The 19,739-nt window shown below is 34.7% G+C and carries 12 protein-coding genes; 7 read left to right on the forward strand and 5 right to left on the reverse strand.

Annotation, left to right across the window (positions count from 1 at the left end):
* Window positions 1-69: 69 nt before the first annotated feature.
* The 3 genes from JQC67_RS07730 to JQC67_RS07740 are packed head-to-tail and all read left to right on the forward strand — an operon-like array spanning window position 70 to window position 6,681.
* Window positions 70-3,720, forward strand: a complete 3,651-nt coding sequence (locus JQC67_RS07730) for a T9SS type B sorting domain-containing protein (RefSeq protein ID WP_203252249.1) — start codon at window positions 70-72, stop codon at window positions 3,718-3,720.
* A 10-nt stretch (window positions 3,721-3,730) separates the two neighbouring features.
* Window positions 3,731-4,726, forward strand: a complete 996-nt coding sequence (locus JQC67_RS07735) for a PorP/SprF family type IX secretion system membrane protein (RefSeq protein WP_203252250.1) — start codon at window positions 3,731-3,733, stop codon at window positions 4,724-4,726.
* Window positions 4,727-4,740: 14 nt separating this feature from the next.
* Window positions 4,741-6,681 (forward strand): OmpA family protein, encoded by a 1,941-nt coding sequence (locus JQC67_RS07740; protein ID WP_203252251.1) that lies wholly within the window; start codon window positions 4,741-4,743, stop codon window positions 6,679-6,681.
* Between the two features lie 72 nt (window positions 6,682-6,753).
* On the opposite strand, the gene JQC67_RS07745 is transcribed toward JQC67_RS07740, so the two are convergent.
* The 3 genes from JQC67_RS07745 to JQC67_RS07755 all read right to left on the reverse strand — a co-directional run bounded on the left by JQC67_RS07745 (window position 6,754) and on the right by JQC67_RS07755 (window position 10,244).
* Window positions 6,754-8,112: a hypothetical protein gene (locus tag JQC67_RS07745; RefSeq protein WP_203252252.1), complete on the reverse strand. Its 1,359-nt coding sequence runs from the start codon at window positions 8,110-8,112 to the stop codon at window positions 6,754-6,756.
* Between the two features lie 191 nt (window positions 8,113-8,303).
* Window positions 8,304-9,557 (reverse strand): NRAMP family divalent metal transporter, encoded by a 1,254-nt coding sequence (locus JQC67_RS07750; protein ID WP_203252253.1) that lies wholly within the window; start codon window positions 9,555-9,557, stop codon window positions 8,304-8,306.
* A 51-nt stretch (window positions 9,558-9,608) separates the two neighbouring features.
* A complete protein-coding gene (locus JQC67_RS07755) occupies window positions 9,609-10,244 on the reverse strand; it encodes a SanA/YdcF family protein (RefSeq protein WP_203252254.1) in 636 nt (211 codons plus the stop codon).
* 314 nt (window positions 10,245-10,558) lie between these two features.
* Between JQC67_RS07755 and JQC67_RS07760 the strand changes: the two genes are divergently transcribed.
* Window positions 10,559-11,428, forward strand: coding sequence for a DMT family transporter (locus JQC67_RS07760; RefSeq protein WP_262896950.1), 870 nt, complete (start codon window positions 10,559-10,561; stop codon window positions 11,426-11,428).
* On the opposite strand, the gene JQC67_RS07765 is transcribed toward JQC67_RS07760, so the two are convergent.
* Window positions 11,415-11,768, reverse strand: coding sequence for a pyruvate kinase (locus JQC67_RS07765; protein ID WP_203252255.1), 354 nt, complete (start codon window positions 11,766-11,768; stop codon window positions 11,415-11,417). The two genes, JQC67_RS07760 and JQC67_RS07765, sit on opposite strands and share 14 nt — an antisense overlap.
* A gap of 202 nt (window positions 11,769-11,970) precedes the next feature.
* On the opposite strand from JQC67_RS07765, the gene JQC67_RS07770 reads away from it, so the two are divergent.
* The 3 genes from JQC67_RS07770 to JQC67_RS07780 all read left to right on the forward strand — a co-directional run bounded on the left by JQC67_RS07770 (window position 11,971) and on the right by JQC67_RS07780 (window position 17,985).
* The gene (locus JQC67_RS07770) at window positions 11,971-12,540 is read left to right on the forward strand and encodes a peroxiredoxin-like family protein (protein WP_203252256.1); all 570 of its coding nucleotides are present in this window, start codon (window positions 11,971-11,973) and stop codon (window positions 12,538-12,540) included.
* Window positions 12,541-12,751: 211 nt separating this feature from the next.
* A complete protein-coding gene (locus JQC67_RS07775) occupies window positions 12,752-16,273 on the forward strand; it encodes a sulfatase-like hydrolase/transferase (RefSeq protein WP_203252257.1) in 3,522 nt (1,173 codons plus the stop codon).
* A gap of 314 nt (window positions 16,274-16,587) precedes the next feature.
* On the forward strand, window positions 16,588-17,985 hold the full coding sequence (locus tag JQC67_RS07780; RefSeq protein ID WP_203252258.1) for a BNR repeat-containing protein: 1,398 nt from the start codon (window positions 16,588-16,590) through the stop codon (window positions 17,983-17,985).
* A 7-nt stretch (window positions 17,986-17,992) separates the two neighbouring features.
* Here the strand turns inward: JQC67_RS07780 and JQC67_RS07785 are convergent, their stop codons facing one another.
* Window positions 17,993-19,432, reverse strand: coding sequence for a sulfatase (locus JQC67_RS07785; protein ID WP_238934528.1), 1,440 nt, complete (start codon window positions 19,430-19,432; stop codon window positions 17,993-17,995).
* Window positions 19,433-19,739: the final 307 nt, after the last annotated feature.

Genomic DNA, 19,739 nt, shown 5'->3' on the forward strand with positions numbered 1-19,739 from the left:
TAATTGTATAGTTGATATATAATTTAAGCGCATTACATCTGACCTATTTTTAATAATAGAATTGCACAGATGAAATTGAAAAAGAAAAAAAATTGCTTGCCTTTGGTATACTCAAACCATATTGGGTATTTGTTTTTGTTGATTATGTTGTTTTTATCTTTAAAAGCAGAGGCGCAAGCAATCGCAAGTATAGAAGTTGTTAATGGTCCGGCTAGTGAAGTGGGAAGTGTAGGAGGACAATTTCGGGTAAATTTAGGTGGATTTTATTTAGCTGGTGATAGGACAATAAATTACACTGTAACAGGAACTGCAAATCCGGTTGCTGGACCTTCAAACGGAAGTGATTATACAGCCTTGTCTGGTTCAGTATTTATACCTGCAGGTCAACAAGTGGGATTAATCAATCTTACGGGAATTGTTGATGATAATTTAGTTGAAGGTGATGAAACGGTTACCGTTACTTTAGTCAACGGTTCGAATTATATAGTAGATAATTTTAACAATATAGCTACGATAAGCATCACTGATAATGATTCTGCTGTAGTCTCCATGGATTTAGTTGCCAGTCAATACGTGCCAACAACTATAGAAGGTAGTGGTCCTAATGGTCAATTTAGGGTGACTATGACCAAGCCAAAGGGAAGAGATGTTCTCTTTAATATAACTGTTTCATTAACGGGAACAGCAAGTGGTCCTGGAACAGGTTCTGATTATAATCTAACTGGAGGTGCTATAAATGGAGCGGGTAACGCTGTTACTTTTCAAGATTTGCTTGAAACTCAATTTCGTAACATTAATGTAGTTCCATTAGACGATAATAATCCGGAGGGCGATGAAACTGTTATCATGACACTTGTAAGCATTGATAACCCACCAATGAGCAATGGTGTGCCATTAATAACAATAGATCAAAGCAATAAAACAGCTACAGTTACCATTATAGATGATGATTGTACAGCAGGCGCCACTGCGCCAACAAGAAATACGGCTTCTTCTGATTTGTGTGATGCCGCAAGCTTGAATTTAAATACATTAATTACAAGCACCCCTCCAGGAACTTCAGCTTTGCGTTGGAGTACCGTTGCTGCACCAACTGCTGCCAATCAACTTTTATCGAATTCAACGGTTACAGCAAATGGCACCTATTATGCCGTTTATTGGGATAATGGAAATACTTGTGCAAGTCCTTCAACGGCGGTCACGGTTACATTTAATGATTCACCAGAGGCAGGTACAGCAACCGCGGGTCTTAGTAGATGTAATAGCAATGCCTTCGGTACCACCGCCATTAATTTAGCGAATGCAATAACCGGTGAAGATGCAGGTGGTTCTTGGGTACAGACTGCAGGCGCTACAACTGTTAACATAAATGGAAGTAATGTTGTTAATTTTAATAATGCTGATGCTGATACTTATAAGTTTAGATATACGGTAACCGGTGCAGGTTCTTGTGCTAATGATTCGGTAGAAGCAACAATACTAGTCGAAGATTGTAATCCTTGCGCGGGTGTAGCTCAACCCACACTTAATACAGCAACAGAAACAACATTTTGTGATGATGTAACTGTCAGTTTAAATGATTTTGTTACCAATCCACAACCTAATCTAAGGTGGAGTAAAAATTCAGATACTTCAGTTGAAACTAGTCATTTGTCCGCTGCAGATATTGCTAATCCTAATGGAGGTGTGTATTATGGTTTCTATTGGAATGCCACAGATAATTGTGCAGGGCCAACCTTAACAATTAATATTAAAGAATTTAATACGCCTGTAATCACACAACCTGAAGATCAGGAACGTTGCGGCGCAGGTCCGGTTACTTTCACAACTACAATTACAAGTGGTAATCCAGTAATCAATTGGTATACTTCTGCTACCAGTTCAGGTGTTTTAGACACTGGGGCTAGTTTCACCCCTAATGTAACAACATCTCGATCTTTTTGGGTTGAGGCAACCGAAAATGGTTGTAAAACTGAACGTGTTGAGGTAAATGCCGTAGTAATTACACAACCTTCCGCGGGTACACCTTCTGACGCTTCTTCTTGTAATGATGCTACCTTTGGGGTAACCACCTTAAATCTTGATGGTCAATTAGTTGGTGCAGATGCTGGGCAGTGGGCCGTAACTGCACAACCAGGTGGAGGTAGTTTGACAAGTGGAAATAGTCAAATAGATTTTGCTGGGCAACCTGATGGTACTTACGTATTTACTTATACAACAACTGGTGCAGTTGCGCCATGTGAAGCTGAATCTTCGGTAGTGACTATTTCTGTAAGTAGTTGTGATACTGATGATGATGGCGATGGTCTATTTGGAGGTACAGAAGCTATCTTAGGTACGGATCCAAATAAGATAGATTCAGATGATGACGGTATCAATGATAATGTTGAAGTAGGTGATGATATTCAAAATCCGTTAGATGAAGATTCAGATGGAATAATTGATGCTTTAGATTCAAATATTGCTGATTCTGATAATGATGGTATTGTAGATCAAAAGGATCCAGCAAATTTAAATCCTTGTTTACCGAATAGGTTTAATGGTGTTTGTGATACCGACGGTGATGGTATTTCAGATTTAGATGAGCAGACCAATGGGTCAGACCCAGATGATGCCTGTGATCCAAATGAAACACCTAATTGTGGTGACCCTATTGATTTAGAAATTCTTAAAACAGTAGACAATGAGAATGCAGTTTTAGGCGAAAATGTTGTTTTTACGGTTACTGTAACCAACTTGTCAGATAGAAAAGCAAGATCAATTAAAATAGGAGATTTCATTGAATTGGGTTTTCAATTAAATGAAGATGAAATAATAGCATCTACAGGTGCTTATGATTTAACCACTTCAGAGTGGGATATTCCAGAACTAGACGCTGGGGAAAGTGCCACCTTATCAATGGAGGTTTTGATTATAGAAGGTGGGCCATACACAAACACGGCAACCTTATTAGCGTCAATACCTTTTGATGAAACAGAAGGTAATAATTCGGCTACTGCACAGGTAAATATTGATTTGCCAGAAGGGGTTGATTTAATATTAGAAAAGACCGCACTAAGTCAAAATCCACTGATAAATGAAATGGTGGTTTTCACCATTAAGGTGACAAATCAGTCTGCCAATGGTGATACGGTCAATAATATTCAAGTTGAAGATATTATTCCGAGTGGAGTAGATAGTCATTTTGAATATGTATCCCATGAAGCAGCAGGATCTGAATACGATGTTAATACAGGTATTTGGACGATTGAATCTTTAACAATAGGTCAGTCTATTGAATTAACAATTACAGTAAATGTTCCAATAGAAGGTACATTTACGAATATGGCAAGAATATTGCGTTCAACACCAACAGACGCCAATCCTGATAACAATTCAATGACGGTTACTGTAAATGTAAGTTTGCCAACCCCAGCCGAAGTAGGATTTTTATACAATCAATTTTCACCTAATGGTGATGGTACCAATGATTTTCTTGAAATCAACTTAGTCAATTTTGAAACACAACTACCGCAAACAGTAGGTTATAATATTCAAATATTTAATAGGTACGGTAATTTGGTTTTTGAAGGAAACAATATGACCACGGCAGAGGTTTGGGATGGATCTTGGAAAGGTAAAGATTCACCAGAGGGCACTTATTTTTATATTATGAATGTAGATGTAAGTGATGGAAATGGTTCACAAACCAAAAAGGGCTGGATACAGCTCATAAGATGATACGACACTAATGACTTATAGCAAAGAGCAAAAGTTTAGTTATAAATATATTTTTTTGGCTGTGGTAATGGCAATTGGTGCTATACATAGTACCCATGCCCAAAAAGAACCACAGTACACCCAATATATGTATAATGTAGGAAGTTTTAACCCGGCGTATATGGGTACTACTGAAACACCTGAAATTTCAGGGTTGTATCGTGCACAATGGTTAGATATACCAGGTGCGCCAAGAACAATGCGTTTTGGTGTTAATGTTCCTTTGTCTAATGAGAAAATGGGTGTCGGTTTTAATGTGATAAGTGATCAATTAGGGCCTGCCACACAAACCTATGTTGAGGCTGCTTATTCATACCAATTAAACGTTACAGATAATGTAAAGTTGTCTTTTGGTATGGACGTTGGTGGCTCTTTTTTGGGTGTAGATTTTAATAAGGGTACTTTTAAAAACCCGGGAGAACCTATATTAGGGGGAGAAGAAATAAATAAGTTTTATGCTACTATTGGTGCTGGTTTATTTTTGTATGAAGATGACCTTTGGTACTTCGGAGTTTCAATACCTAATTTTTTAACGGATGGTATTTACAATGATGAGGTAGCTACTATTATTGAGGATAAAAAACAATTTAATTTTATTGGGGGTTACGTATTTGATCTTTCAGAATCGTTGAAATTCAAGCCTGCGCTTTTGGCTAATGTGATAGCTGGTGCACCTGTAAACTTAAATATTTCTGGAAACTTCTTAATTAATGAGCGTTTTACTGCCGGGGCTTCCTATAGAATAGATAATGCAGTAAGTGCCTTGGCTGGTTTTCAAATAAATAGTAGTTTGTTTTTAGGCTATTCGTATGACTATAATACCAATCCTTTAGGACAGTTTAATAGCGGTTCTCACGAAGTGATTTTGAAGTTTTATCTAGGTAAAGGTTCAGGTGGCAATGGTACTAGTAAAGATCCAAAATTAAAGGGTAAACCTAAACAAATAGATACACCGAGATTTTTCTAAATTGAATTAACGTTATGCATAAGTTAGGTGTTTTTTTAGTGTTAATATTGATGGCTTTTTCTTCCTTTGGTCAAGAAAAGAAGATGTCAAGAGGTGATGCTTATTTCTATAGTTATGATTATGAAGCAGCCATTAGAGCCTATAAAAAGCAAATGGTTGATGGTGAATTGATAAGTAATTCGCAACTCTTAAATTTAGCGGATTCTTATTTTAGAACTTCAGATTATCTGAATGCAACAAAGCTGTATTTAGACATTCATAAGAACGATACGATAATGTCTAATAGTCGTTTTAATAGTATGTTGCAGAGTATGGCAAAGACTTCTGAACGTGAAAAAGTACGAGCTTTTTTAGAAACAAAACGTACATCATATTCAAGTGAGTGGATAGAAAATGCAGACTTTAATTATGAGCTTTTAGATTCAAATTTAGGGCAAGGATCCGGTTTTTTCATTTTTAATTTAGATGCAAATAGTCCGCAGGCAGATTTTTCACCCACATTCTATAAAGATAAATTACTTTTTAGTTCAAGTCGAAGTGCTAAGTCGAAAAAGGTATATGAACCTTCAGGTGAATCGTATTTAGATATTTTCGTGGCAAACATTGCAAAGAATGGAAATATTCAAAATCCGAATCAGTTTGATGGTTTGCCAGAAACTAAATTTCATAAGTCTACACCCTATTATTCTGAAGAATTAAAACGAATATTTTATGTGTTATCCAATGCTGAGGGTGATAATCTTTCTTTTGACGATAAAGGCAAAAATTCATTGGCAATAGGTATGGTATATGATAACGGGTTTTTCAGATATTTACTGAAAGATATGAGCATCTCCTTTTATTATCCGTTTTATGATTCAGCTGCAGAGAAGCTTTATTTTTCAGCAAATTTTGAAGATGGTTACGGTGGTACAGATATTTATGTGGTGAATACTAATAACGGACAAATTATGTCAGAGCCTATTAATTTGGGCCCGCGCGTAAATTCTCCAGGTAATGAGATTGCGCCTTATATCTATGATGGAAATTTATATTTTTCTTCAGATGTCTTTTATGGTTTAGGCGGAATGGATATTTATAAATCCAGTATAAATTCAGATAACACCTATGGAGTTCCAGTAAATTTGGGTGCTGGTATCAATTCAAAATCAGATGAATTTGGTTTTATTATTAAAGAAAATGGAGACGAGGGTCTTATCGGATATTTTGCTTCAAACAAGTCTGGTGGTAAAGGTAATGATGACATATACGGTTTCAAGGTTACGGGTACACCTGGTCTTAAGACATTATCATACCATGGGCGAGTAGTACGCGCTAAAAATGAGGATTACTTAGCTGAAGCAATTGTAAGTTTAATTGACGAACAAGGTAAGTTGATACGTGAGGTGAAAACTAAAGCGAATGGAACCTATCAATTAGAAGTGCCTTGGCGTGCAAATACATCTTTAAAAGTTCATAAAGAGAAATATGGAACTTTTTATCAGAAATTCGGTAAAGCAGAAACAGATGAATTAGGTAAAAAACCATTGAACATTAAGTTAGCCCATGTTGATGACGTTGTTGAACAAAAAGAAGACAAAGCTGTTGTTAAGATGAAAGACTTCTACTTTGCTACAGGAAAGAGTTTAGTGACTTCTGATATTGCTTTAGAGTTAGATAAAGCAGTAGCAGCTTCAAAGTATTTTCCTGAAATGCAATTTCGAATTGAAACACATACAGATAGTAAAGGGAGTACCAGTGCAAATAAAAAGCTGTCACAAAGTCGTGCAGATGCAATTAGAGGTTATTTAGCTGCAAATGGAGTGCCAACAGCAAACATTATTAGTGCATCGGGCTATGGAGAATCACAATTGGTAAACAACTGTAAAAACGGTGTTTATTGTCTTGACTTTTTGCACAAGCAAAATGATCGAACCCTTATTGTTGTTGCGAATATTGATGCAATTTCTAAATAAAAATATTGTGTCAACTTTTAATAGTTTTTAAAAGTTGACACAACAAGTACTTCAGTATTATTTTGCAAGTAATTATTTGAAGCTAGGTAATTCTACCACATACGTATCTACTGATTTTCCGTCGTCAGATCCGCTCCAATCAGAACCAAAAATTACGCGAGTACCAGTCGGACTAATAACAGCATGAGGTTCGCCCCAATAATCAAATTCATCTTCATCTGCACGGTGATGGCCAATTCTATAGACTTTCACATTGCCTTTTTCAACTCTGGCAATTACCAGCTCTTGATCTAATAAAGATTGGCCATCTTGATCATACCCCATTAATGAAGCAGCCACCCAACCTGGATTTTTATGAGAGACAGCTGAAATATGAGTGCCGCTAAGTGGGTAGGGGTATCCTTGGCTTTCACTAATCACGGGGAAACATTCGCCAGTTGCGATATCATGGGCAATTATATTACCTAAGCAGCCGCCTTGTGGCCCCTCAGAAAAAGCAATAGCAAAATGTGCATCATTACCGTTAATCAATTTTCCCAAACAAGAGTGTTCAGTTTTGTTTTCATTCAAGGTTTTATCTAAAGTTCCCGTAGTATTATAAATATTAGTACTATGATAAAAACCGTTGCCACTAGCAAGTGGCATTGGGGCAGTATATTCTACATCATTTAGGTTAAAAGTAGTAAGCTCTTTTGTGGAAATACGATAATAATATGCTGCTGTGTTATCACATCTAAATCCAATTACATCAGAATCCCATGACATCATTTGCACGTCATTACCTGAACCAATATTACCTGAACAGCCTGAAAGTTCACCTAGATTTACAAGAATAGCTTTTGTTTTTTGACTAATACTATATTGTATAAAGTCACTACTTTGTCGATCTACGTAATAGAAGGTGTCTGGGTCATTAAAATCCCAATAAATTTGTTCTAAATCATCAGGGTAAATATCATCAAGATTGCGGATAAAAGTATAGTCCATTCCATTTAGTAATTGATGTACACCGTTGTTTTTGTCATACAAAATCATGTAAGATTCATCAGCATTCCACGCTTGAATAGTGCTGTACATCGGTTTTATTACTTGGCCGTCAGCTGCATTGCTAATACGTCTTATTGTTGTGCCAAATGAAGGGTCAATAATAGTCTGTAAATAGTTTGGTTTAGCTATGTCTTGCATCGGATGATTTTCCAAATCATTTTCAGGTAAACCTTCACTAATGTCTATATTTTCAATAGTTTGAGTTTCTGAATTATCAGTTTGTACGTCGTCAGATGAATCATTATGGTCATCAGATTGTTCTTGTTCAGTAATAGTGTACGTTTGTTCTTGACTGTCAGGTGGTGTAGTAATTACTTCATCATTCGAACAGTTAAAGCAGAAAAGTAAGATTAGTAAAAGTGTAAGCATTTTTAAGGATTTCATAGCAAATAAATTTTGGGGTACTAATTAGGTACGATAACGTACTCTTAAAAAGTCCACCCTAAAAATTTATTTAACTAATCATTAACAAATTGATTGATTGTCAAGATGCTGCGTAAAAAAATAAACTAGAAGATTGTGATATTGTGGAATTTGTATTGATTTCGCTGCAATTAAACAGCGGTGATTATTCTTTAAAAAAGAACGACAATAAAATAATAAATAGAGAAAAATGCTAAAAATAAGATGCCAGAATAAGCTAAGCTAAGCAACCATTTTTTTGGTTTTTTACTATCAGGTAAATCAGCGCTCATCACATTTTTTAAGTTCATATAGCCAATAATAGGAGCGACAACAAATGAGACAAAAGTTGCTAAAGCAACCAATTGTAACATGTTTGCGCCAAATGCTGCGGCTACAATAAAATTGACAACTGCCAGAATGATTACTGCTAATGCAAAATTTGTTTTACCTTTTAATTCTTTAGGTTTTTTGTGAAGTAACCCCAGTATATCAAGGGATACTCTAGCGGTTGCATCATGAGCAGTCATACAGGTGCTGAACATTGTTGCAAAGGCTGAAACTGCAATAAAAACGTAGGCCCAAGATCCAATGTGCGTTGTGAATAACTCTACAATTTGATTCGCAAAAGCCACTGATTTATCACTAAGTACAGTATTAGAGCCATAAAGCGTCATACAGCCAATGGTTAAGAAAAAAATTGCTAAAACCGCCGTTAGCAGATAGCCAATATTAAATTCTTGAAGTGACTCTTTGAGTGATGGTTTTTGTTTTTGAGTTTTCCATTTTTCAATGCTCCATAAGCTTACCCAACTTGATGCTTCTACAGTGGTTGGCATCCATCCCATTAATCCTATTAAAAATAAAATTCCTGCTTCATTAAAAATGGGGGTGGGTGTAAATCCTTCTACTTCGGCAACTTGTCCTCTGAAAATAACAAGTGCGGTTGTAACTATTAAGGCGACGAATAAGATTCCCACAATATATTTTAGAGAGGTTTCTAAGAAACGATACTTGCCCACTATTAATAGTGCACTTATAAATATGAAGAGGCCCAATGCGACTGTCGTTAATGAGACATCCGAAATTTTAAAAAGGTTGATAAATAAACCGGCAGTAACCGTATAGAGTGCGGCTAAAATTGTAAAAGTTGTAACTAAAGTAATTGCCGCGTAGAACCATAAATACCCTTTGCCTCGGTTGAGGTAACCTTCAATGAGCGTTTTATTGGTAACGTTAGTGTATCGAACTCCAAATTCAAAAAAAGGATACTTAAAAATGTTAGCTAGCACAATTGGTATAATCATAATCCAACCGTATTGGGCACCTGCCTTAGTTGAAAGAACTAGATGTGAGGTGCCTATTGCCATACATGCAAATAAAAGTCCTGGTCCTAAGTTTTTAAGAAGTGTTTTAATATTTGGCATCAAAGTTTTTATCGGCTCTTAAATTATAAAAATATGTTGTTATCAACATTACTATTTAATTTCAATTTTATCACCAAAGAATTTTGGTTGCGTATTAATAAGCATGTCTAAAAATGCTTTAACTCTTGCAAAGTACTCTCTAACATGTACTTTAAGTCCATTTTGACCAGACACATCTTTTGCATTATATCCAATTGCTTTAAGTCCTTTTCGTTCCGCAAGATAAATTGCACGTTCATTATGGAATTTTTGCGAGATAACAGTGACTTTATCTAATCCAAAAACAACTTTTGCTCTAACCATTGAATCTAAAGTTCGAAAGCCGGCATAATCTAAGAATATTTTATCTGCAGGAATTCCAGCTTTTACAAGATCTTTTTTAAAAGTAGTTGGTTCATTATAATATCGACTACCATTATCACCACTTACTAAAACGAATTGAATTTTATTAGCCTTAAATAATTGAACCGTAGCTAGAATTCTGTATTCATAATAGGGGTTTAGGTCTCCAGAACTTAACTTCTTAGAGGTGCCTAAAACCAACCCAACTTTATTTGTGGGTATAACGGTTATTTCATCATAAGTTTTGCCATAGGCAGAACTTGTAATGGTATGGTGGCAAATCAGAAATATTAGAATAGGCACTATAATTAAAGCAACTATTACTTTAAGAAGTTTTTTCTTCATTTATAATTGTCTGAATATTAAAGATAGTAAATACAAACAAGGGAGTGATTTGCGTTGGTTAGAAATTATTCATTGCTAAACATGATTTTAATAATAAAACGAAATTTAAACTACTTGTGTTGAATCGCATCGGCCTTTTTTGTTAGCGAATGTTTTAATTCAATTTAAATAAAGCCGAGTTCTTTGTTGTATTTCTGCAAACAAACGACAGTATAGTGATTTAGTTTTAACTTGCTAATTATTATTATGCGAGGTCCTGATATTTTAAATTAAAAATTCATTTATCAAGTTCGCTGACCATAAAACAAAGCGATTTGTCAAATAGTATACTAGCTAAACAATCAAGTAGAGATGTAAAAAAGGCAATACTTTTTATGATTGTAAGTACCTTTTCATTTGCATTAATGAATGTTTCAGTGAAGTATTTGGATCGTATTCCTTCGTTTCAAATTGTATTATTTAGATGTTTAGGTTCTTTCGTTTTAGCAACAACTTTTATAATAATTAAAGGAATTCCGATATTAGGAAATAAACGTAGATTAATGATGTTAAGAGCTGTTGTTGGTTTGATAGCAATGACACTTTATTTTCTTTCATTAAAACATTTGCCAGTCGGTACTGCTGTTTCCTTACGCTATATTGCACCTATTTTTGCAGCCATATTTGCCGTTTTTATTTTAAAAGAAAAATTAAAAAAAGTTCAATGGTTATTTTTTTTAGTTGCATTTGCTGGTGTGTTGGTGTTGAAAGGATTTGATTCGAATATCAACTCAACAGGTTTAGGTTTAATACTAACAGCTTCTGTGTTTAGCGGCATGGTCTATGTTATCTTAAGAAAAATTGGAAAAGCAGATCACCCGTTAGTGGTAGTTAATTATTTTATGTTTGTGGGTACGCTTGTAGGTGGAATTTTGGCTATTTCAGTTTGGATTCAACCCGAAGGAATTGAATGGTTATTCCTATTGCTTTTAGGCGTTTTTGGCTTTATGGGCCAGTTATATATGACTCGCGCATTTCAAATTGCGCAAACTAATCTAGTTGCTCCTTTAAAATATATTGAAGTTGTTTTTACTATTTCAATAGGAGTATTGTGGTTTAATGAAGTGTATACTTTCTATAGTTTTATCGGCTTAATCATGATTATCTCAGCACTTATTTTGAATACTATGGTTAAGAAATCTTGAGCGTTTTAAACTCTTGGTAGAGCCATTTTTTTTCTTCTAAGCTAAACTCTTTGTTTTCAAACCAATCATGTGCCTCAATTTTTTCGTTTTCCAATTGAGCATTGCGAATGGCTTGCAAAGATGCTATATGCCAATGAACACCTTTTTGTCTAGAAACAGAATAACCAATATCCTCAGCTATGTAAGAAATTTTGGGTTGATTGATGAGCTTCACACCGTTTTTAAGTACTGCAAGGGTTTTAGTTAAGGCAACCACCTCTGAAAAGGAATACCGAACAAAATCCATAAAACCATTTTGTTTTATGTTATAAACTTTATCTCCTATTTCTAACTTTCTCATAGTATAATAAAGTCTGTAAAAATAAAACTAGGGGTACTTTGCCACCAAGTCAAACTGCCAATTCTTATTAACAATTATAGTGATAATGAACAAAAAGTTGTAATCAACTTTTTGAAATATATTCAATTTGTTGTCAAATTTTTAGTAACTAAAATTAATTCACATAAAGCTATTTATATACCTTTGAATTTAACATTACAATATGGGTGATTTACAAGAGTTTCAAAAATTAGTTATAGCAAATGCAGCTAACGCTAAAGGTTTATCAGTAGGTGAGAAAGCGCCAGATTTTACCTTATTAAATGCAATAGGTAAAGAGGTTTCACTTTCTGAAATGCTAAAAACTAGTACGGTAATCATTAAGTTCTATCGTGGTGAATGGTGCCCTATTTGTAATTTAGATTTAAGAGAAGTACAGAATAAATTACCTCAAATTAAATCTTTAGGCGCTACTTTGTTGGCAATAAGTCCGCAGAATCCAGATGAGGCTTTAACTGCTATTGAGAAAAACAACTTGGACTTCGAAGTGCTAAGTGATGTTAATCAAAATGTAATAAAGTCTTACAACCTTCAGTTTGATCCAGGAGCCGATTATCATAGTCGTCGTGATTTGACTCTTTTGAATGGCGACAGATTAAAAACACTTCCCATTCCTGCTACTTTTATTGTGAACTCCAATCAAATAATTGAAGCTGCACATGTAGAGGCAAACTATACCGAAAGAATGGGGTCTTCAGAAATTATTGATGTTTTAAAAAGAATGCAACGTTAAATGTGCATAAATATGTGCTGTCTAATTTATAGTTAGATTGAAACCTCTATTCTACAAATCATCTCTTTGTAAGAGCATATCTTGTTATAAAATAAAGGTATTCCAGTACAGTGCAGAATGGGTTTTAGTTCTATAAGACATAAGTTTGGTTAGGATTTTTTCTATACATTGGTTAAAATCTCACAAACTAACTAAAGCAAACACTGAACTTATGAGGATTAAAGTTTTAATTACATTCATTTTTTGTGGGTGTATACTTCCATTAAAGGCACAAAAAACGATTCAAAAACAAGAAGCAGAAAAACCCAATATAATATTTATTCTAACTGATGATCAGCGTTTTGATGCATTAGGTTATGCTGGAAATAATCTTATTGCTACTCCTGAAATGGATAAGCTAGCAAAAGAAGGAACCTACTTTAAAAATGCCATGGTTACTACACCCATTTGTGCGGCGAGTAGGGCTAGTATTTTGACTGGACTTTACGAAAGAACACATAGTTTTAATTTTCAAACAGGAAATATAAGGGAGTCGTACATGACCGATTCTTACCCAAGAATGCTTAAGGAAAATGGGTATAAAACGGCATTTTACGGCAAATACGGGGTGCGTTATGATGGTTTAGATAAACAATTTGATGAGTTCGAATCCTATGATAGAAACAATGCATATAATGATAGAAGAGGGTATTATTACAAAACATTAGATAAAGACACTGTTCATCTAACTAGATATACCGGACAAAAAGCCTTAGATTTTATATCAAGCACAAATACAAGTGAACCCTTTTGCCTTTCTCTAAGTTTTAGTGCGCCACATGCTCACGACTCTGCTGAAGACCAATATTTTTGGCAAGAAGAATCCAATGCCTTACTGCAGAATATAAAAATACCTGATGCTGAACTCGGAGAGGATAAATATTTTGAGGCTCAACCTAAAATAGTACGTGATGGTTTTAACCGTTTGCGTTGGACGTGGCGTTACGATACGCCTGAAAAGTACCAGCACAGCGTAAAGGGTTATTATAGAATGCTTTCAGGGATTGACAGAGAAATAGCTAAGATTCGTGAAGAGCTTAAGAAAAAAGGCTTAGACAAAAACACCGTAATTATTCTAATGGGTGATAACGGTTACTTTTTAGGAGAACGCCAACTAGCGGGTAAATGGTTATTATATGACAACTCTGTTCGTGTGCCACTAATAGTTTTTGATCCAAGACAAAAGAAGCAAAAAGATAGCGATGTGCTGGCATTAAATATTGATGTGCCAGCTACCATTTTAGATTTAGCAAATATTAAACAACCTAAAACATGGCATGGTAAAAGTCTAATGCCAATTGCTACCAACCGTGTGAAAAACTTTGAACGCGATACTGTGTTGCTAGAGCATATTTGGGAGTTTGAGAATATTCCTCCTAGTGAAGGAGTTCGCACTAAAGATTGGAAATACTTTCGATACGTGAATGATCAATCAATTGAAGAATTATATTATTTAAAAGACGACCCAAAAGAGATTCATAATCTTGCATCTGATTCGAAATATGCTGATAAACTTAAAACTTTTCGTAAAAAAACAAATCAATTAATTGATGATTTGTCAGATGATTATTCCGCAGGTCCAAGTGATTTGGTGGTTGAATGGATTCGAAATACAGAAGGCGTTACAATAATCGATTCTAAACCTGAATTTGGTTGGGTGGTGCCTAAGGGTGCTGTATCACAATCTGCTTATCAATTATTGGTATCCTCATCTGAAAAAAACTCAATTAATAATATTGGAGATGTCTGGGATAGTGAACAAATACGCACCAATCATTCATCTGAAATTGAACACGATGGAGATGATTTAGTAAGTGGAAATACGTATTTCTGGAAAGTGAGAATTTGGGATCAAGATAACAGACTTTCAAGATATTCAAAAAGTCAGTCGTTTAAGATGGGAGATTCAAAAGCTACCATTACGACACCTAATAGTTTTCAAATTGATAAAATAAAACCTATAAATTTTGAAAAACGAGGTGAAACCTATTTCATAGATTTTGGTAAGGCTGCTTTCGCAACAATTGATTTTACTTACAATGCGAAGACAAATCATAACCTTACTTTTAGAATAGGTGAACAATTGGCAGAAGGAAAAATTAATAGAAATCCGTTTGAGAAAAGCCACATTCGTTATCAAGAAATTATTGTTCCTGTAAAAAAAGGTCAAACGCAATATCAACTTCCGGTTAAAGTAAATAAGCGAAATACATTGCCCGGAAAGGCGCTAGCATTACCTGAAGGTTTTCCTGTATTAATGCCCTTCAGATATGCAGAAATAGATGGAGCTAAAGAACTAATTAACGCTGATAATTTTACACAATTAGCGCATCATAGCTATTGGGATAATACCACTAGTGATTTTAGTAGTTCAGATGATATTTTAAATCAAGTTTGGGATTTATGTAAATACTCAATAAAAGCTACCACATTTAATGGTTTGTATGTTGATGGTGATCGAGAACGGATACCGTATGAAGCCGATGCATATTTAAATCAATTGAGTCATTATACAACAGATCGTGAGTATGCAATTGCTCGGCAAACCATAGAATATTTTATGGAGCATCCTACATGGCCAACGGAGTGGCAGCAACATGTTGCACTCATGTTTTATGCGGATTATATGTATACGGGCAATACTGAGCTAATTGAGAAATACTATGAGCAATTAAAGTATAAAACACTTTATGAGTTAGCTAATGAAGATGGTCTAATAACATCGACTAAAATGACACCAGAATTAATGGCAAATCTTGGGTTTCCTAAAAAGATGAAAGAAACTTTTAGAGATATTGTTGATTGGCCATCTGCGGGCTGGGGTGGTGACCCTTCAAATAAAGGCGAAAGAGATGGCTATGTTTTTAAAGATTTTAATACGGTGGTAAATGCATTCTACTATCAGAATATGAAAATCATGGCAGAATTTGCAAATGCATTAGGCAAATCTGAAGAAGCAACTGCTTATGAATTTCGTGCGCTAAAAGCGAAGAAAGCGGTCAACGAAAAAATGTTTGATAAAGATAGAGGTGTTTATATAGATGGTATTGGTACAGACCACGCTGCTTTACATGCTAATATGCTACCCTTAGCCTTCAATATGGTGCCAGAAGAACATATTGCGTCTGTAGTTGAGCATGTGAAATCTAGAGGAATGGCATGTAGTGTATATGGTTCTCAGTATTTAATGGATGGTCTTTATAATGCAGGTGCAGCTGATTACGCTTTAGATTTATTAACAGATACTAGTGATCGTAGTTGGTACAACATGATTCGTATTGGTTCTACGATTACATTAGAAGCTTGGGATTTAAAGTATAAGAATAATTTGGATTGGAATCATGCGTGGGGTGCTGTTCCGGCAAATGCAATTCCCCGGGGCCTTTGGGGTATTCAGCCAAAAACTCCAGGTTTTGGCATTGCTACAATAAAACCACAAATGAGTGATTTAAAAAATAGTGCTATTGTAGTGCCTACAATTAAAGGGAGCATAGCTGCAAAATACACCTATAAAACACCAAGATTACAAGTATTTGAAATTGAGATTCCTGCCAATATGGTCGCTGAATTTGAAATGAAACCGGCCCCGGGAAAGGAACTAATGCACAACGGAAAAAAGGTAAACGCTGCATTTGATACAGTACGATTGGATCCAGGAAAACACGAAATTAAATTGGTTATCAATTCATTTTAATTATAAACTAATGCTTAAGATATGGCTTCGTGCGTCAACACACGGGGCTGATTTTTAGTATTTGGCTTTATAATTATTTAAATTTAAAGCTGTGTGGTGAAAAGAAATAAAATTTTAATTTCTATCTGTCTTTTGTTTTAAATAGTGGAGGATATTCTAGTTTCTAAATAGGCCATTTAAACACTAATAAAGTTGATTCGTATCAAATAAATACAAGTTATCTTGTTATCATTTTTTGAAAAGTATTGATGAACCAATTATCTTCAGATAAAGTTCTAATTTTAAGGATTATTATTCTAAATAAGAATGAAATTATGAAAATAAAACTCAGTTTATTCCTTGCATTTGTACTGCACTTTTTTGGACTATCTCAACAAACAAAAAAAGATATAATAATTGATGAAATGGCATTCACAGAAACCATTGAACAGGTCATTTCTATTGATAATGTATGGGCAGGTCATCCTGTAGGTTTTAGCCTATTTACTTCTGGTGAGCGTCAATATATAGCATATTATAATGCAAATAGAAATACTGTTGTGGGGCAACGTAATTTAGTTGAAGATAAATTTGAATTATATGTGCTACCGGCAACAGACCGAGAAACCTCTAGAGGAACAAGTACAGTTGTAGGTTGGGATAGCCATAATTCATTAACCTTGGGTGTTGATAAGGCTGGTTTCATTCATTTGTCAGGAAACGTACATGTGCATCCGTTAACGTATTTCAGAAGTAGTAAACCATATGATATTTCAACCCTTGAGCAGGTTTTTGAAATGGTCGGTACCGAAGAACAAAGAACTACTTATCCTCATTTTATGATGACCAAGGAAAATGAATTATTATATCATTATCGAGATGGTGGTAGCGGAAATGGAAATGAAATTTATAATATCTATTCTGTAGAGGATAAAAGATGGTCAAGGTTGTTAGATGTACCATTAACTGACGGTCAAGGACTAATGAATGCATATCAAACGCAACCTACGGTAATGAAAGATGGTTGGTATCATGTTTATTGGGTTTGGCGTGATACGCCAGATTGTTCCACAAATCATGATTTATCGTACATGAAAAGTCCAGATTTAAAAAACTGGTATAATGCTTTTGATGAAAAGTTTGAACTGCCCGCCAATGCGGATAAAAGGCTAGTTATTGTTGATCCTATTCCACCTAAAGGCGGAATTATAAACTTAGCAGCAAAATTGGTTTTAGATGATGAAAATAAACCGGTTTTTGCTTATCATAAATACGATTCTGTAGGAAATCTTCAGTTTTATATTGCTCAAATTAAAAATAAAAAATGGGTCTATAAAAAAATAACTAATTGGGATTATCGATGGGAATTTTCTGGTAATGGAAGTATAAATACTGAAGTACAGATTAAAAATTTTAAAAAGCGGGCTGATAATAAGTATGAAATAGAATATTGGCATATTAAGTATGGAAATGGAACCATACTTTTAAATGAAGAATTTGAAAATATTGGTAAGGTAATAAAATCACCGCCTTTTAGTACAGGATTAAAAATTGAAGGAACTTTTCCTGGTCTTGAAGTTCGAACCACTGAAGATTTAGGTGATTCAAAAGAAGGCAATTTACGTTTTATGCTAAAATGGGAAACTATTAATCGTAACCGTGATAAACCTCGTGACAAACCTTGGCCAGAACCAAGCCAATTATATTTGTATCAATTGAAAAAGAATGAATAAGGTCTTTTTATAAACCACTATTTCTTGATTTTTGTTCTACAAAATAGGGTTGAAAGGTATACGAAGAATTAGGATCCCAAGATGCATTTGTTTTGGGTAAATATTCTTTTAATAATTCTATTTTTTCTTGATAAATTGGGTTTTTTGCTTGGTTTGTAAATTCGTTAGGATCTTTGATATGGTCGTAGAATTCTTCACCTCCATCTTCATATTGAATGTACCTGAAATTTTTAGATTTAATAGTGTGATTATTCATGCCAAAGGTTGTGATAGCCACGGATTTATCATTCTCATTTCCAATCATTTTAGGTACTAAACTCACTCCTTCATTTCGGTTATAAGCAGGAAGTCCACATAACTCCAAAAGCGTAGGGTAAATGGAAAGCATTTCTGCTGGTTCGTCAATAATTTTTCCTCTAGGAAGGTTGGGTGCAGCAAATAGTAAAGGGGCCTTAGTTGCGGTATTCCATAATGCATGTTTGGCAAATGTTCCTTTTTCTCCTAAACGATAACCATGATCAGACCATAGAACAATAACGGTGTTATCAGCATATTCACTATTTTCAAGAGCATTTAATAGTCTACCTATTTCATAATCTACAAAGCTTATACAAGCCAAATAGGCTTGAATTATTTTAGGCCATTCACCACTTTTAATTGCCCAATCGGTTGTCGGCATCATAGGTAGGTCATTTATTTTTAGTGCAATTGGCGGAATATCATTTAAATCATCGGCTAAATAAGGCAATGTTTTTATATTCTCTAACGGATGCATGTCAAACCATTTTTGAGGTACATATAAAGGTACATGAACACGTAAAAAACCGACTCCCAAAAAAAAGGGTTTACTATACTTTTTTTCAAGTCGCTTCTTTGCCCAATTTACTGATTGATGATCGGGCATCAATGAGTCTGCTTCAGGGAAAGCGCCCCAGTCGGTACTGGTTCTACCATATTTTTGCCTATCTGAATTCCCAAAACCATCCCAAACAAAGCGTTTTTCAGGGGTTGGTCCAAACCCTTTAACCCTTCCGCCAGATTCATCGAACATATTATCAGGAGCATGGCTATGAAATAACTTTCCAATTCCCATGGTATGATATCCATAGTTTTTAAAATACTCTGGTAACATTACAATATCACTTGTAGCTGGGTTTTCAGAGCGAATTTTATTGTCATCAATCATACCGTAAATTCCGGTGGTAGATGGTCTTAACCCTGTCATTATAGAAGCTCTAGAAGGTCCACATAAGGGGGCTTGACAATGCGCATCTGAAAATACAACACTCTTAGAAGCTAATTTGTCAATATTCGGGGTTTTTGTTTGGGAATACTTATCAAGTATGCCAAGCATATTATTCAAATCATCAACAGCTATAAATAATACGTTTGGGTGTTCATTTTGTGCAGGCTTACTCGTTTTCTTTTTTTCGCTACAAGCACTCAAAAATATGATACTTAGAAAGCAAAATAAATAATTGTTATGCTTCATATTTCGTTCGAAGTTGTGTTAATTTTTGAGAATAGATGTAACCAAACCTCGGAATTGTTTTACACACAATTATTAGTTTAGACTTCATAGAAATTTGTCTTGTAGAGGAGAAAATACAGATATTAAATTAATAAAGCAATTGTGAGTAAGGTACTATAAACAAAATACTGTATTGTTATGATTGGCAATGTTGTTTTAAGTTGTTGATTTTAAATCAAATTTAAATAGTAGTATTGTAATATATGCCAGCATTAGGTTTTGT

Source organism: Aurantibacter crassamenti, from assembly GCF_016811105.1.
GTDB classification, from domain to species: Bacteria; Bacteroidota; Bacteroidia; order Flavobacteriales; family Flavobacteriaceae; genus Aurantibacter_A; species Aurantibacter_A crassamenti.

What these genes read in the sequence shown, in the direction of transcription:
- JQC67_RS07730 (WP_203252249.1), top strand. Translation starts at nt 70, where the DNA reads ATGAAATTGAAAAAGAAAAAAAATTGCTTGCCTTTGGTATACTCAAAC.
- JQC67_RS07735 (WP_203252250.1), top strand. Translation starts at nt 3,731, where the DNA reads ATGACTTATAGCAAAGAGCAAAAGTTTAGTTATAAATATATTTTTTTG.
- JQC67_RS07740 (WP_203252251.1), top strand. Translation starts at nt 4,741, where the DNA reads ATGCATAAGTTAGGTGTTTTTTTAGTGTTAATATTGATGGCTTTTTCT.
- JQC67_RS07745 (WP_203252252.1), bottom strand. Translation starts at nt 8,112, where the DNA reads ATGAAATCCTTAAAAATGCTTACACTTTTACTAATCTTACTTTTCTGC.
- JQC67_RS07750 (WP_203252253.1), bottom strand. Translation starts at nt 9,557, where the DNA reads ATGCCAAATATTAAAACACTTCTTAAAAACTTAGGACCAGGACTTTTA.
- JQC67_RS07755 (WP_203252254.1), bottom strand. Translation starts at nt 10,244, where the DNA reads ATGAAGAAAAAACTTCTTAAAGTAATAGTTGCTTTAATTATAGTGCCT.
- JQC67_RS07765 (WP_203252255.1), bottom strand. Translation starts at nt 11,768, where the DNA reads ATGAGAAAGTTAGAAATAGGAGATAAAGTTTATAACATAAAACAAAAT.
- JQC67_RS07770 (WP_203252256.1), top strand. Translation starts at nt 11,971, where the DNA reads ATGGGTGATTTACAAGAGTTTCAAAAATTAGTTATAGCAAATGCAGCT.
- JQC67_RS07775 (WP_203252257.1), top strand. Translation starts at nt 12,752, where the DNA reads ATGAGGATTAAAGTTTTAATTACATTCATTTTTTGTGGGTGTATACTT.
- JQC67_RS07780 (WP_203252258.1), top strand. Translation starts at nt 16,588, where the DNA reads ATGAAAATAAAACTCAGTTTATTCCTTGCATTTGTACTGCACTTTTTT.